This window comes from Desulfuromonas sp. DDH964 (genome assembly GCF_001611275.1).
In the GTDB taxonomy this organism is placed as follows: Bacteria; Desulfobacterota; Desulfuromonadia; order Desulfuromonadales; family DDH964; genus DDH964.
Genome location: NZ_CP015080.1, coordinates 2,635,191 through 2,648,448, shown reverse-complemented (window position 1 = coordinate 2,648,448; position 13,258 = coordinate 2,635,191). Strand labels below are relative to the sequence as shown.

At 61.5% G+C, this 13,258-nt stretch carries 13 protein-coding genes and 1 pseudogene; 4 read left to right on the top strand and 10 right to left on the bottom strand.

Features of this window, described 5'->3' with window-relative positions; all coding sequences use genetic code 11:
• Nucleotide 1: 1 nt before the first annotated feature.
• Complete coding sequence (locus DBW_RS12205; protein WP_231875332.1) at nt 2-1,006, bottom strand: AAA family ATPase; 1,005 nt, start codon at nt 1,004-1,006, stop codon at nt 2-4.
• A gap of 187 nt (nt 1,007-1,193) precedes the next feature.
• Here DBW_RS12205 and DBW_RS12200 point away from each other — a divergent pair, with 187 nt between their 5' ends.
• Nucleotides 1,194-2,798, top strand: coding sequence for a phytoene desaturase family protein (locus DBW_RS12200; RefSeq protein WP_066727782.1), 1,605 nt, complete (start codon nt 1,194-1,196; stop codon nt 2,796-2,798).
• A 269-nt stretch (nt 2,799-3,067) separates the two neighbouring features.
• Here the strand turns inward: DBW_RS12200 and DBW_RS12195 are convergent, their stop codons facing one another.
• The 8 genes and pseudogenes from DBW_RS12195 to DBW_RS12160 form a co-directional block, all read right to left on the bottom strand.
• Entirely contained in the window at nt 3,068-3,295 is a 228-nt protein-coding gene (locus DBW_RS12195; protein WP_066727781.1) for a hypothetical protein, read from the bottom strand.
• A gap of 281 nt (nt 3,296-3,576) precedes the next feature.
• On the bottom strand, nt 3,577-3,897 hold the full coding sequence (locus DBW_RS12190) for a nucleotidyltransferase domain-containing protein (RefSeq protein WP_066727780.1): 321 nt from the start codon (nt 3,895-3,897) through the stop codon (nt 3,577-3,579).
• Nucleotides 3,870-4,256: a HEPN domain-containing protein gene (locus tag DBW_RS12185; RefSeq protein ID WP_066727779.1), complete on the bottom strand. Its 387-nt coding sequence runs from the start codon at nt 4,254-4,256 to the stop codon at nt 3,870-3,872. The genes DBW_RS12190 and DBW_RS12185 overlap by 28 nt, the downstream gene beginning before the upstream one ends.
• An 895-nt stretch (nt 4,257-5,151) precedes the next feature.
• Nucleotides 5,152-5,559: pseudogene (locus DBW_RS12175) on the bottom strand (transposase); the annotation flags it as partial.
• A gap of 108 nt (nt 5,560-5,667) precedes the next feature.
• The gene (istB, locus tag DBW_RS12170) at nt 5,668-6,423 is read right to left on the bottom strand and encodes an IS21-like element helper ATPase IstB (protein WP_066723645.1); all 756 of its coding nucleotides are present in this window, start codon (nt 6,421-6,423) and stop codon (nt 5,668-5,670) included.
• Nucleotides 6,424-6,437: 14 nt separating this feature from the next.
• Nucleotides 6,438-7,964: an IS21 family transposase gene (gene istA / locus DBW_RS12165; protein WP_066723643.1), complete on the bottom strand. Its 1,527-nt coding sequence runs from the start codon at nt 7,962-7,964 to the stop codon at nt 6,438-6,440.
• Nucleotides 7,965-8,085: 121 nt separating this feature from the next.
• Complete coding sequence (locus tag DBW_RS18575) at nt 8,086-8,508, bottom strand: hypothetical protein (RefSeq protein WP_157471884.1); 423 nt, start codon at nt 8,506-8,508, stop codon at nt 8,086-8,088.
• Nucleotides 8,509-8,589: 81 nt separating this feature from the next.
• Nucleotides 8,590-9,150 carry a dihydrofolate reductase family protein gene (locus DBW_RS12160; RefSeq protein ID WP_066727776.1) on the bottom strand — a complete coding sequence of 187 codons (561 nt, stop codon included), beginning with the start codon at nt 9,148-9,150 and terminating at the stop codon, nt 8,590-8,592.
• A 183-nt stretch (nt 9,151-9,333) separates the two neighbouring features.
• Between DBW_RS12160 and DBW_RS12155 the strand changes: the two genes are divergently transcribed.
• On the top strand, nt 9,334-9,636 hold the full coding sequence (locus DBW_RS12155; RefSeq protein ID WP_066727775.1) for a hypothetical protein: 303 nt from the start codon (nt 9,334-9,336) through the stop codon (nt 9,634-9,636).
• A 469-nt stretch (nt 9,637-10,105) separates the two neighbouring features.
• On the opposite strand, the gene rpoH is transcribed toward DBW_RS12155, so the two are convergent.
• Entirely contained in the window at nt 10,106-10,948 is an 843-nt protein-coding gene (gene rpoH, locus DBW_RS12150) for an RNA polymerase sigma factor RpoH (RefSeq protein WP_066727774.1), read from the bottom strand.
• 194 nt (nt 10,949-11,142) lie between these two features.
• On the opposite strand from rpoH, the gene pgi reads away from it, so the two are divergent.
• Together pgi and crcB are read left to right on the top strand one after the other, a co-directional pair.
• Nucleotides 11,143-12,783 (top strand): glucose-6-phosphate isomerase, encoded by a 1,641-nt coding sequence (gene pgi / locus DBW_RS12145; RefSeq protein ID WP_066727773.1) that lies wholly within the window; start codon nt 11,143-11,145, stop codon nt 12,781-12,783.
• A gap of 97 nt (nt 12,784-12,880) precedes the next feature.
• Nucleotides 12,881-13,252: a fluoride efflux transporter CrcB gene (gene crcB, locus DBW_RS12140; protein ID WP_066727772.1), complete on the top strand. Its 372-nt coding sequence runs from the start codon at nt 12,881-12,883 to the stop codon at nt 13,250-13,252.
• Nucleotides 13,253-13,258 lie beyond the last annotated feature (6 nt).

Genomic DNA, 13,258 nt, shown 5'->3' with positions numbered 1-13,258 from the left:
CTCAGGGCGGCGGGATGTGGCAGGCGACCCGTTCCAGCAGCTGGTCGGCATCGACCCCTTCGGCGACGGCCTGGAAGGAGAGCACCAGGCGATGGCGGAAGACCAGCGGCAGGACCTTCAGGATATCGTCGGGAACGACATAGGAACGGTGCGCGAGAAAAGCGTGAGCGCGGGCCGCGCGGGCGAGGAAAATGGCGCCGCGGGGAGAGACGCCATGCTCGAGGAACGGCGCCAGTTCGGCGAGGCCGCTGGTGGCCGGGTTCCGGGTCGCGGCGACCAGGTCGAGAATGTAACCTCGCAGCGAAGGCGCCAGGAAGATCTCACGTACTGCCGCACGGGCCGCCGCCAGCTCGGCCGCGGCGAGGACCGGCAGCACCGGGCGGCAGGACGCCTCCTCGATGGTGGCGAGGATCTCTTCCTCTTCGCGGCGGCTCGGGTAGCCGACCAGGGCCTTGAGCATGAAGCGGTCGAGCTGCGCCTCGGGGAGGGGGTAGGTTCCTTCGTGGTCGAGAGGGTTCTGGGTCGCGAGAACCAGGAACGGCTCGGGGAGGGGGAGCGATTCGTCGCCGATAGTCACCTGCTGCTCTTCCATCGCCTCCAGCAGCGCCGACTGGACCTTGGCCGGGGCACGGTTGATTTCGTCGGCGAGGAGGAGGTGGGTGAAAATCGGACCGCGGCGCACGCTGAAAGCGCCACTGCCGGGATGGTAAACGGGCGCCCCGAGCAGGTCCGACGGGAGGAGATCGGGAGTGAACTGGATGCGCCCGGAATCGAGGGCGAGGGCGCTGGCCAGGGTCTTTACGGTGCGGGTCTTGGCGAGGCCGGGAAGACCCTCGATGAGAACATGGCCGGAGCTGAGCAGGCCGATCAGCAAGGCCTCGACCAGCTCGCGCTGGCCGACGATCTGCTTGCCCATTTCATGGAAGAGCGGTTCGACAAAGGCGCTCAGGCGCGTGATGTCGCGCTCCTTGTCGGTCACTTGCTGGCTCGGGGTGGGGATCGGCACGGTTCCTCCCGGGATGAAAGCGCGGCCGGCGGCCGGTTATCCGAGTATAGACAGCTGCTCTCGGCAGTTCAAGAAGGAAGAAGTCGCACCGGAACTTGCCGGTGGTGCCGGATTCGATTGACAACTACCCCCGCCCGCCACTACTGTTGCCGGGTAAAAATATCACCTCAGAGCCCAAGGTGCCGCCATGTCAGGATCGACGGACCCGCTGCCGGAAAAGATGGATGTCGCCGTAATCGGCGCCGGTGTCGGTGGATTGACGGCCGCGGCCCTGCTCGCCCGCAGCGGTCTGCGGGTGGTCGTTTTCGAAGCAGAGTCCCAGGTCGGCGGCTACCTCGCCGGCTTTGACCGCCGCGGCTTCCGTTTCAGCAGTTCCATCGAATGGCTCAACCAGTGCGGTCCCAACGGCTTTGTCCGCACCATCTTCGGTCATCTCGGCGCATCCCCCCCCGAGTGTCCCCCTCTGCACCGTATCCAGCGCTTCAAGAGCGACCACTTCGACTATCTTCTGACCAGCGATCCGCGCCAGCTCTGCGGCGAGCTGGTGCGCGATTTTCCCGGCGCGGAGCGTGGTATCCGTGCCCTGTTCCGGGATGGCGAACGCCTCGGCCGCCGTCTGGAACGGCTCGACACCCGCACCGTCGGCGGCGCCACCCTGAGCGGCGTCGACCGGGCGCTGCGGGGGCTGCAGATGCTCGGCTGGTCTCTCCCCATCCTGCGCTACCTGCGCACCCCGGTCGAAAAGGGGCTGCAGCGTTACTTCGGAGCCAGCGGCGGCGCCGACCTGTTCGCCGGCCATGATTCGCTCATGGCGGTGATGGTTTCGATTGGCTGGGCTTTTTCCGGCAACTTCCAGGGCTGTCCGCCGGGAGGGAGCCAGGCGATTGCCACCTGGCTGTGCGAGCGGATCGAGGGGGCGGGATCGGAAGTGCTGCTCAATCGCAGGGTGGAGAAGGTTCTGCTCGATGACCAGGGTGCAGCGGCGGGGGTGCGTCTTGCCGATGGCATGGCAGTGAAAGCCCGTTACGTCATCGCCGCCTGCGACAGCCTCCATCTTTACCAGCGGATGCTGCCGGAAGGGACGATTCCCCAACGGTTGCAGCAGGCGTTGCAGCAGGCCGACCTCTACCCCTCCAGCTTCAGCATTTTTCTTGGCCTCGATTGCCCTCCGGCGGCACTCGGTTTCGGCGAAGAGGCCCTGCATCTGATGCGCAGCGATGCGACGCGGGCCGAGCATAACAGCGGCGACCCGCAGCGCTGCAGCCTCGTCGTCCTTGCCCCCTCCCATCGCGACCCCTCCCTGGCGCCGCCGGGGAAAGGGACCCTGACCATTCACTGCAGTGCCGATTTTGGTTACGAGAATTTCTGGCGAACGGAACCAGGGCTGGTCCGTGGCCCGGCCTACCGGGCACTCAAGCAGGAATTTGCCGCCACCTTGCTTGAACGGGTCGAAGCCGCCTTCGCCCCGGGTTTGCGGCAACATATCGAGGTGATGGAGCTGGCCACGCCGATCACCTACTGGCGCTACACCGGCAACGCCCGCGGCAGTTTTTCCGGTGTCAAACCGACCGGCCGCAACATCCGCGCCGGGGTCGCCCATCACCAGACGCCGGTTAAGCGCCTGCTGCTCGGCGGCCACTGCGGCGAATACGGCGGCGGCGTGCCGATGGCGGTCAAAGCGGCGGCCAACGCCAGCCTGATTGTCCTGCACGAGATGAACCGGCCCGGTTATGAGGCCCTGAAGAGCTTCCTCGATGATCCCCCGCTCACCCCTCCGCCAACACTTCCCTGAGCTTGCCCGGGATGGGGGCGGGGAAACACGCAAGCTTCCGTGGGCAGTTGGGTCAAAGCCTTGAAGGTGAACTTCCTGATGATCTTCAAATCTTCAAGGTACGACCCAATTGACCTCCGCATCCAGGACAAGCCGTTCCTGCGATCAAAGGTAGGGCAGTCGGGTCTTTGAATATTAGAAAAATACGAGGACTTTCCAACTTTCCAAGCCAGAAAAATTTTTATCCTATTGACCGGCGCCTTTAAATGGGGCACCCGATAGCCACTGGTCTATTCCATGATCAGGGCGTTGTCGTCGTCGTAGCCCGAGGGGATTTTCTCCAGGGCCCAGGCGACGTTGGCCAGGTCGGGGGCGAGGTGGCCGGTCAGCACCATGCCAAGCAGAATCGGCATGGCCCGGTAGCAGAGGTAGAGGTTGCAGGCGGGACAGTAGGGTTGGGAGCGGTTCTTTAACCGCTCGCCGCAGTATCGGCAGTGCAGGTGGAGGATTTGCGCCATGGGGTGTGACCTTTCTCCCTCCGCGGCGAAATCGTGCATCTGAGTATGAAAAAAGCCCCGGCACCGGCGACGAGTGCCAGGGCATGATTCAACTATAACCAAAATTGTCGGAAATTTAAGCAGATAATTCCAAAGAATGGGGAAATAGGGTCAGGGGGGCAGTAGGGCCTGGAAGGTTTTAAACTCAGCAGAATTTTCCAACTTTCCAAGCCCTACAGACATGTCCTTATACCATCTCGCAAACCCCTGTGACACATCAGGAACGTCCCGCTGGGGGTTCTTTACGCGGCATACAGAACCTCCCCTTTGCCGGCGAAATCGACGATCATGGAATCACCCGCCTGCCACTCCTTCGGCGTCATGGCGACCGCTTCGATCGGTGCATAGACCGCATAGATGGCATCGGTCAGGATTTCGATTCGCTCCCAGTAACTCTTCCCGGCAAAGCTCTCCGATACGACCACCACATCGATATCGCTGGCCTCGGTTGCCGTGCCGGCAGCTTGGGAGCCGTAGAGAATCACCTGCTGCGGCTGGATGCCGCGTGCCTGCAGTTCACGGGTGAACTGCTCAACTATGGTGACAACTGCTTTTTTATCCATACGACTACCTCCCTGCTGCGATCCAGGAGCTCTCGAACCACGTCGGCTGAATAATCCCGCTGCACTTTGGCAAGATCATCAGGATACCGGGTTGGTATGCTTGCTTCGCTGAGCTTGACGATCACTTTGCCCAGATATTCGGGAGGCCGTTCCTCCAGCTTCGTCATCAGCAGCACCAAGCTGTGGCTCTTCGGCGGAATCTCGCGGAGTCGATCGTAGAGGAGGCCCTTGAGGGCTTTTTCGATGGCCAGATGGCACATGAAGACGGCATAGATCTGCCGCCCGCTTTGGTACATGATTTCGGCGGTCTCAAGATCATAATCCGACTGGCGGAGCCATTCCTCGGTGCGCGTCTCCATGGAAATTGACTATATCAGCCAACCACCTGAAATGCCAGCGGGAAACTTCATTCCTGGGGAGGGTGATCTTTCTGTCTTTCGCGCGGGCGAGCAGATGAGTAGATTCTCCGGCTTTGACGAAGTGGTGGTGACGAGGTTGGTGTATTCAACGCGGAGGGACCAGAGGTCGCTGTCATCACAGCCGGTCATTTACCCGTGAGCGCAGCCGTCGAAATTAAGTGAGGCTTCCCCCGAACTCAGAAGGGGTTTGTGCGGGACGGCGCTATGGAAGCGGTCGATTTTAAGGCGGAAGAGCTTGGGAAGGAGGTTCGGCATGAGACCTTGATTCTGTGTGACAAAATATGGTTGCAACTATCTGTTACGGAAGAGGAGTTCCGGGCCTGTCCCCGCGAAATTCCGATCAATGCGCACCTCAATTAGAAAAATAAAAAGAAAAATAAAAAGGGACGTCCCCTCTGCCCCCCCCGGCTTTGACGAAGTGGTGGTGACGAGGTTGGTGTATTCAACGCGGAGGGACCAGAGGCCGCTGTCATCACAGCCGGTCATTTACCAGGGAGCGCAACCGTCGTAATTAAGTGAGGTATCCCCCGGACTCAGAAGGGGTTTGTGCGGGACGGCGCTATGGAAGCGGTCGATTTTAAGGCGGAAGAGCTTGGGAAGGAGGTTCGGCATGAGACCTTGATTCTGTGTGACAAAATATGGTTGCAACTATCTGTTACGGAAGAGGAGTTCCGGGCCTGTCCCCGCGAAATTCCGATCAATGCGCACCTCAATTAGAAAAATAAAAAGGGACGTCCCCTCTGCCCCCCCCCATACAAGCGTCGGGGGCCCCTGGATAGAAATGGATTGTTCAAACATATTCGACATAGAACGACTTCTCATCAGCAGTGTCCGGTTAAGAAGTTGCACAAGCGCTTAATCCCCAATCAATGAAGCCGGGAGACGTTAAGCCGTCAGCCACCGCATCTTCGGCGGCTTCGTTTCGGATTTTGTTGCGGAACTCGCGCACCCGCCGGATGCTGACCCTCTCACCATGCTCCTCATGGCAATACATGGCCAGCAGCAGATAGGTAATCAATCCAGAGAGAATCTGCATCAGCAAGCCGTAGGGGCTGCGCGCGATGAGGTGGTAAACCTTGAGGTGGCGCTTCCACCACCCGAAAAAGGACTCGATCGTCCAGCGCAGCTTGTAAATCAGGGCGATCTGCTCGGCGCTCAAGTCAAAGCGGTCAGTGGCCACCCAGTAGGTTTTGCCGTCGGCCCTGTAACCGACCACGCGGACTTCCCGCGCGGTCTGGTTGATGTCCTGCGGATTCCGATGAAAGTTGCCAGCCGTTCCAGCGCAAAGTTGCCACTCGTTCCAAGGCAAAGTTGCCAGTGATCGGAGCGTAGCGACGCTGGAGTTTTTGTCTTACGCCAAGTTGCCGATCGGGTCAAGCTGGGATCGCCGTTTGCGCATCGATTCTCCTTTCAAGGTGAGCCGGTAGGCGTTGTGGATGAGGCGGTCGAGGATGGCGTCGGCGACCGTCGGATCCCCGAGGTAGTCGTGCCAGGCTTCGACCGGAAGCTGGCTGGTGATCAGGGTCGAACGCAGATTGTGGCGGTCCTCGAGGATTTCGAGCAGATCGCGGCAACCGGCGGCGGTCATGGGGGCGAGCCCCCAATCGTCGAGGACGAGCAGTTGAGTCTTGGCGACTCTATCCATCATCTTGGGGTAGCGGCCGTCGGCCCGCGCGAGGGCCAGTTCCTCCAGGAAGCGGGGCAGGCGCAGGTAGAGGGTCTTGCAGCCGAGGCGGCAGGCCTTGTGAGCCAAGGCGCAGGCGAGGTAGCTCTTGCCGACGCCGGTGGGGCCGGTGATGAGAATGTTGTGGCCCTTGGCGAGGTAGCGACCGCCGGCCAGCGCCAGCACGAGGTCGCGGTCGAGTCCCCGGGGTGCCCTCCAGTCGAGGTCCTCGATGCAGGCGCTCTGACGCAGCCGGGCCGTGCGCAGGCGAGTGGTGAGCCGGCGGCTGTCGCGCTCGGTCTGCTCGCGGTCGACCAGCAGGCCGAGGCGCTCCTCGAAGCTCAAGGCATCGGCGGTCTCGCTAAGGCGCTGTTCCTGAAGGGCCTTGAGCATGCCGGTCAGCTTGAGGGCGCGCAGTTTGTCGTCGGTGGGGTGGCTGAGCATGGTGGTCTCCTTGGTCAGTGGTAGTAGCCGGCGCCGCGGATGTTGTCGTGACTCGGCAGCAATGAGAGTTGGGACTCGGTGGACTCGGGGAGCGACTGGCGGTCCAGTCCGGTTTTGAGGATCGAGGCGACGCTCTTGAGGCGACAGGCGTTTGTTGCCAGGGCCCGCTGGCAGGCCGCCTCCAGGCGCTCGGGCGTGTAGGTCTTGGCCAGCCGGATCAGCCCCAGGACGCTGCGGTAGCCCTGCTGGGGATGGGCCCGTGAGGCCAGGATCTTCTCTGCCAAGGCGGCGGTGTGCGGTCCGGTTTTGGCCGCCCAGGAAACCAGGCGCTGCGGCGTCCATTCGGCATACTCCCTGTGGCTTTTGGGCATGTGCTCGCCGAGAGTGGTGTGGCGACCGCGCTCAGAGGAGCGGACATGGGAGGCCACCCGTTGCCCTTTGTGCAGAAATTCGACGGTGGTCGCCGTCAGGCGCACGTCGAGCTGCTGCTTCACCAGCACATACGGGACCGAGTAGTAGTGGTGGTCGACTTCGGCATGGTAATCGATGTTGACCCGCGCATGGCGCCATTCGGCGAACGTATAGGGGGTCGCCGGCAGAGGATTCAGAGCCGGACGTTCCAGGGTGTCGAAGAGCTGCTGGCGGCAGCCGGGAAGCTTCTTGAAGGGGCGCCGGTTGAGGTGCTCCACCAGCTCCCGAATGGCGGCGTTGGCCTCGGCCAGACTGAAGAAGGTACGGTTGCGCAGCCGCGCCAGGATGAAGCGCTCGGCGACCAGAACCGCCGCCTCGACCTTGGCCTTGTCTTTGGGTTTGCGCACCCGCGCCGGAATCACCGCGCAGCCATAGTGAGCGGCCAGCTCCGCATAGGTGGGGTTGATGTCCGGTTCGTAGCGGCAGGGTTTGGAGACGGCGCTTTTCAGGTTGTCCGGAACAACGATCTCGGGCACTCCGCCGTAGAAGGAGAAGGCCCGGACATGCGAGCCGATCCAGTCCGGCAGCCCTTGGGTCCAGGTGGCTTCGGCAAACGTCTGGGAACTCGCCCCCAGGGCCGCGACGAACAGTTGCGCTTCGCGGATCTCGCCGGTGCGGCGGTCGACGATCGGCAGGGTCTGGCCGGTGTAGTCGACAAACAGCTTCTCGCCGGCTTTGTGCACCTGACGCATCGACAGACGCAGTTTGCCGGACCACTCACGGTACAGATCGCAGAAACGGCTGTAGCGATACCCCTCGGGATGGCTGTTCTGGTATTCCTCCCAGAGCAGCCCCAGGGTGACGCCCTTGCGCTTGAGTTCCTGATGGATGGTCGCCCAGTCGGGCATGGGGCGCTGGTCGGCGGGAATGACTGGCGCTGGCGGAAAGAGCAACTGTTCAAGTCGGGTTTCGTCCAGATTCTCTGGCAGCGGCCAAGACAACCCGGCGTGAGCGGCGCGTCTCAGAAATTCGCCCACCGTGGTGTGTGACGTGCCGACGGAGCGGGCGATGGCCCGCTGTGTCAGGCCGGCTTCGTAATGCAGACGCAGAACGTCCTTGATCTTGCGCATGGATAACCTCGTGTGTGCCAATGGGACCACCTCCTGGAAAAAGTCCAGAAGGTTGTACCCCGCGGTTACCCAGCGTCGCGAGAACTTTGATCAGTCTGACAGATTCACCGACCTCTTCCGCTCAAACTGGAAAGTTTGGATCGGAACGGGTGGAAACCTTGCGTCGGAATGACTGGCAAGTTTGGATCGGAATCAGTGGCAAGTTTGCATCGGAATCGGTGGAAAGTTTGGCTCGGAATACGCAGCCTGGATCTACTTCGCGTTTTGCATCAAATTGCCCTGGATTAAAAACAATTTTCGCGTGTTTTACAAAACCAATGAACATTGTTGAAAATCCAACCACGACGAGAACATATCCCCCGGTTCGTATTAATTTTAAGCTTTCATAGTTGTCGGCTATGGCGAGCACAAGCCACCCTATGAAAAAAACCATCCCTCCTTTACTTGCCAGACGAAAGCCATAGAACCGGGGATCAGTTCGTTTCGCCCTGAAAGCGAAATAGGCGAAAATGGCAACAAATGCTGAGCCATATAAAATTTCCATAGAAGCTTTCATTTTGCCGAACGTTAAAGCTGTGCGGTGCAAACGAAGCGCAGCGTAGTTTGCATCCGAACGAGCGCCTTGTTAGCCGCGCTCGCGCCGATAGTGCATGGCGACCGCTCCGTTGCGAAGAGGCTTCGCCGAGACCAGCTCTAGCCGTCGCGTGGTGGACAGCCCGCCCTCATACAGGGTCGGGCCGTGACCGGCGATCCTAGGGTGAACGAGGAATTTGTACTCATCGATCAGATCCAGCCGATCGAGCTCTGTCGCCAGCTTGCCGCTACCAAGGAGCACACCCGCCGGAGTCGCGTCCTTGAGTTTCTGTACACCCGTGCGAAGGTCGCCAGCGATGCGGTGGCTATTGGTCCATGGGTAGTCCTTTCGCGTCGAGGACACCACATACTTCGGCTTGGCCTCCAGCTTAACCGCCCACTCGCGAATCGCGGGCTGTGCCTCTATCTCGCCGCGCGCGACCGCCGGCCAGTAACTCTCCATCATCTCGTAGGTGACGCGACCCCACAGCATCACCCCGCCCTCATCCATGAGGCGGGTAAAGAATGCGTGTGTCTCGTCGTCAGCGATCCCCACCTGGTGATCGACGCACCCGTCCAGCGTGACGTTGATGCTGAATATCAAGAGTCCCATGCGGCCAGTCTCCGGCTAACATTAGTAATTCTGTTTCTTCTATCTTTTCCCAGAAATTCCCGACCGGACCACCCGGTTGGGGCGTATCTTGTTAAAATTAGCCAGGAAAAACTCCACGGCATGCAACATAACTCGCCAAATCGGGGGAGTTATGCTGCAGCGGCGGAATAACGGAGGGGGATTATGCTGAACGGTTTTCGAGGGTATCTGGCAACCAGCGGCACCGTCAAGGAAAAGAGTGTTCCTTATTACGGTCCCGGGGTTGGCAATGCCTACAGCCATTGCCGGGTGGGTTTGGCGCAGCCGTTGGCGACGGATCAGAAGAGTGTCTTTCTGACGGAGATGGCGAAATCCCATGAGGAGTGGCAGGTGAAACAGGGGCGCCTGCCCCTGCGGTGCTTCATCTGCTTTCTGACAACCTTGCGTGGCCACGAGGCGAAGAAGAATATCCTCGGGGTGCAAAGCCCGCTGGATGGCCTGTCGTGAGAGAGGCGACCCGGGCCGCTGCCGGCACCTCACCCTGGCGGAAAAAACAACGAGCCGCCCGCCGGATTCTGCTCCGGTCGGGCGGCTCGTGAACGTTCCCCGGTCTGGTCCTCTTCCCGGCATCATCCCTCCACAAATGCAATGGAATCAAGACCCTTGTTAAATACCGGAAATCGTAGCCGGCTGTCAATCATTTTGCCTTCTTAGCCGCGCCACTCCGCTTCCAGCGCCGCGGACCAGCCCAGCCGCCCGATCACCTCCGGGTGATCGGACTGGCGGGGGCAGTAGGGCCTTGAAGTTTCGAACATCCTGAAAATCTACAACTCTTCAAGGTACGACCCCATTGACCCAGGCTTGGTGTTCTCCCCCCTCGCGATCGCTGAAAACGAAAAACCGCCCGAGTCGGTGAACTTTCGACCCGGGCGGCTTCCCCGGTTGCAAATGCGCCGTTGGCTCGTTTTTTCCGCTGCTACGACGCCTCCGCCAGCACCCCTTTGAGCTTGCCCAGCGCCTGCTTTTCCAGCTGCCGGACCCGTTCGCGGCTGATGCCGTAATCGTCCGCCAACTCCTGCAAAGTGCGGGGGTCGTCGGCAAGGATGCGGTCCTGCACAATGTGCCGCTCGCGCGGGTTGAGGACAGCCAGGGCCTTGCCGACCCGGGCCGAGAGGCGGCTTTCGCTCTCCCGCTCGATCAGGAGTTCCTCCTGGCTCTGGCGCTGGTCGGCGAGGGTGTCGAGGAGGGAGTAGTCGTCCCCTTCGGTCAGTTCGACATCGAGAGAGGCATCCCGCCCGGCGAGGCGTACCGTCATTTCGTCGATTTCATCGGCCCGCACGGTGAGCTCTTGCGCCAGGGCTTCGGCGTCGCTGCTGCCGCCCAGGCGCTCGATCGCCTGGCGCGCCTGGCCGAGTTTGAAGAAGAGCTTGCGCTGGGCCTGGGTGGTGCCGATGCGGACCAGCGACCAGCTGCGGATGACGAAGTTCTGAATGTAGGCCCGAATCCACCAGACGGCGTAAGAGATCAGGCGGATACCCCGCTCCGGGTCGAACTTCTTCACCGCCATCATCAGACCGATGTTCCCTTCCTGGACCAGGTCTAGAAGCTTGATACCGTAGTTTCGATATTCGTTGGCGACCTTGACGACGAAACGCAGGTTGGCGCAGATCAGGGTGTGCGCCGCCTCCAGGTCGCCATCGCGGCGATAGCGCAGGGCGAGCTGATTCTCCTCCTCGCGGCTGAGAAGGGGGAAGCGGTGAACCTGGCTCATGTAGTGCTCAAAACTGTCGGTAGTGACCGAAAGGAGGGCGCTGTTCATCGATTGACCTCAAGATATCGCTGTTAATACAATAGATTGGCACTCTGTCCTTTAGAGTGCCAAATATAGCAAATCAGTTGCTTTAATGCAAGCGGCGGCGTCAGCAGGCCGGCGGGGTGCTTTCCAGCTCGAAATGCCGCCGGGTCTCTGGTAGAGTAAACAGCCAATTACGATATCCGCCATCAGGAGGCACCATGACCCCGGAACCCTCTATTTCCCACACTGAACTGCCGGCCTGGCGAGCCCTTGCGGCCCATGCCGAAACCCTCCGCGGCCAGCATCTGCGCCAGCTCTTCGAGGCCGACCCGGCCCGTGCCGAGCGCCTTGCCGTCGAGGCCGCCGGGCTCTACTTCGACTTCTCCAAGCAGCGCATCACCGACCAGACCCTGCAACTGCTGGTAGAGCTTGCCGTGGCGTGCGGTCTGGGGGAACGGATCGAAGCGATGTTCCGCGGTGAGATGCTCAACAGTACGGAGCAGCGGGCGGTCCTGCATGTCGCCCTGCGGGCAAACCGCGCCGCCACCATCGTCGTCGATGGGGTCAACGTGATCCCCGAAGTCCATGCCGTGCTCGACCGGATGGCGGAATTTTCCGGACAGGTGCGCAGCGGCCAGTGGCGCGGTTACAGCGGCCGGCCGATCCGCAATATCGTCAATATCGGCATCGGGGGGTCCGACCTCGGCCCGGTGATGGCCTACGAAGCGCTGCGCTCCTTCAGCCGGCGCGACCTCGTCTTCCGTTTCGTCTCCAACGTCGATGCCAGCGATTTTGTCGAGGCGACCACCGGCCTCGACCCGGCGGAAACCCTCTTTATCGTTGCCTCGAAGACCTTCACCACCCAGGAGACGATGGCCAACGCCCATACCGCGCGCGATTGGCTGCTGGCCGGGCTCGGTGCCGAGGAGGCGGTCGCCCGCCACTTCGTCGCCGTTTCGACCCATGCCGAAAAGGTCGCCGCCTTCGGCATCGATACCGCCAACATGTTCGGTTTCTGGGACTGGGTCGGCGGACGTTATTCGATCGATTCCGCGATCGGCCTTTCCACCATGCTGGCGATCGGCGCCGACCGCTTCCGGGAATTTCTCGCCGGCTTCCGCAGCATGGATGAGCACTTCCGCAGCGCCCCCTTCGCCGCCAACCTGCCGGTGCTGCACGGCCTGCTGACGGTCTGGAACGTCGACTTCTGCGGTGCCCGGAGTGTTGCGATCCTCCCCTACGACCAGTATCTGAAACGTTTTCCGGCCTACCTGCAGCAGCTGACCATGGAGTCGAACGGCAAGTCGGTGACCCGCGATGGCCGCCCCGTCGACTGCGCTACCGGTCCGGTCTATTTCGGCGAGCCGGGAACCAACGGCCAGCACTCCTTCTACCAGCTCCTCCACCAGGGGACCGAGATTATTCCCTGCGATTTCATCGGCTTCGCCCGGCCCCGCCACGACCTCGGCCGCCATCAGGCGCTGCTGCTGGCCAACCTGCTGGCGCAGAGCGCCGCCCTCGCTTTCGGCAAGACCGGCGCCGAGCTTCGTGCCGAGGGGGTCGCCGCGGAACTGATCCCCCACCGCAGCTTTCCCGGCAACCGGCCGACCACCACCATCCTCGGCGCGGCCTTGACCCCGGCGATGCTCGGCCGGCTGGTGGCCCTTTACGAGCACAGCGTCTTCGTCCAGGGGGTGATCTGGCAGATCAACTCCTTCGACCAGTGGGGGGTGGAACTCGGCAAACAGCTCGCTGGGAAGATCCTGCCCGATCTGGAGGGGTCTGGAGCGGCGGAACCGGGGCACGATCCCTCCACCAATGCTTTGATCCGGCGCTGCCGCAGCTGGGCGCAAGGGTAGGGCGCCGACAGGTTGCGCTTCCCCATGGTTGACAGCCACCCGGCGGCGGCAACATAATACGCGGGTCTTTTTCCTCTCCAACCGTGCGGGATCTGCCATGCAGCTCATCTATATCGGTCTTTTCGGCGCCTGCGGCTGTCTGGCCCGCTATCTCGTCTCCGGCTGGACCTACGCCCTTTGCGGGCGGACTCTCCCCTATGGCACCCTGGTCGTCAACGTCGTCGGCTCCTTCCTGCTCGGGCTGCTGATGGAAGGGAGCCTGCGCAGCACCTTCTTCTCTCCCGCGGTGCGAGTGGGAATCAGCGTCGGTTTCATGGGAGGCTTTACCACCTTTTCGACCTTTTCCTACGAGACCGTGCGGCTGTTCGAGGAGGGGAGTTTCTGGCAGGCCGGTACCAATATCCTGCTCAATATGATCGTCTGTCTCACATTTGCCGCCGCCGGAATCTTCGTCGCCCGCCAACTCTAGGAGGAG

Bases quoted from the DNA above. Each gene is read 5' to 3' on its own strand.
- DBW_RS12200 (WP_066727782.1), top strand. From the start codon at position 1,194: ATGTCAGGATCGACGGACCCGCTGCCGGAAAAGATGGATGTCGCCGTA.
- DBW_RS12195 (WP_066727781.1), bottom strand. From the start codon at position 3,295: ATGGCGCAAATCCTCCACCTGCACTGCCGATACTGCGGCGAGCGGTTA.
- DBW_RS12190 (WP_066727780.1), bottom strand. From the start codon at position 3,897: ATGGATAAAAAAGCAGTTGTCACCATAGTTGAGCAGTTCACCCGTGAA.
- DBW_RS12185 (WP_066727779.1), bottom strand. From the start codon at position 4,256: ATGGAGACGCGCACCGAGGAATGGCTCCGCCAGTCGGATTATGATCTT.
- istB (WP_066723645.1), bottom strand. From the start codon at position 6,423: ATGCTCAGCCACCCCACCGACGACAAACTGCGCGCCCTCAAGCTGACC.
- istA (WP_066723643.1), bottom strand. From the start codon at position 7,964: ATGCGCAAGATCAAGGACGTTCTGCGTCTGCATTACGAAGCCGGCCTG.
- DBW_RS18575 (WP_157471884.1), bottom strand. From the start codon at position 8,508: ATGGAAATTTTATATGGCTCAGCATTTGTTGCCATTTTCGCCTATTTC.
- DBW_RS12160 (WP_066727776.1), bottom strand. From the start codon at position 9,150: ATGGGACTCTTGATATTCAGCATCAACGTCACGCTGGACGGGTGCGTC.
- DBW_RS12155 (WP_066727775.1), top strand. From the start codon at position 9,334: ATGCTGAACGGTTTTCGAGGGTATCTGGCAACCAGCGGCACCGTCAAG.
- rpoH (WP_066727774.1), bottom strand. From the start codon at position 10,948: ATGAACAGCGCCCTCCTTTCGGTCACTACCGACAGTTTTGAGCACTAC.
- pgi (WP_066727773.1), top strand. From the start codon at position 11,143: ATGACCCCGGAACCCTCTATTTCCCACACTGAACTGCCGGCCTGGCGA.
- crcB (WP_066727772.1), top strand. From the start codon at position 12,881: ATGCAGCTCATCTATATCGGTCTTTTCGGCGCCTGCGGCTGTCTGGCC.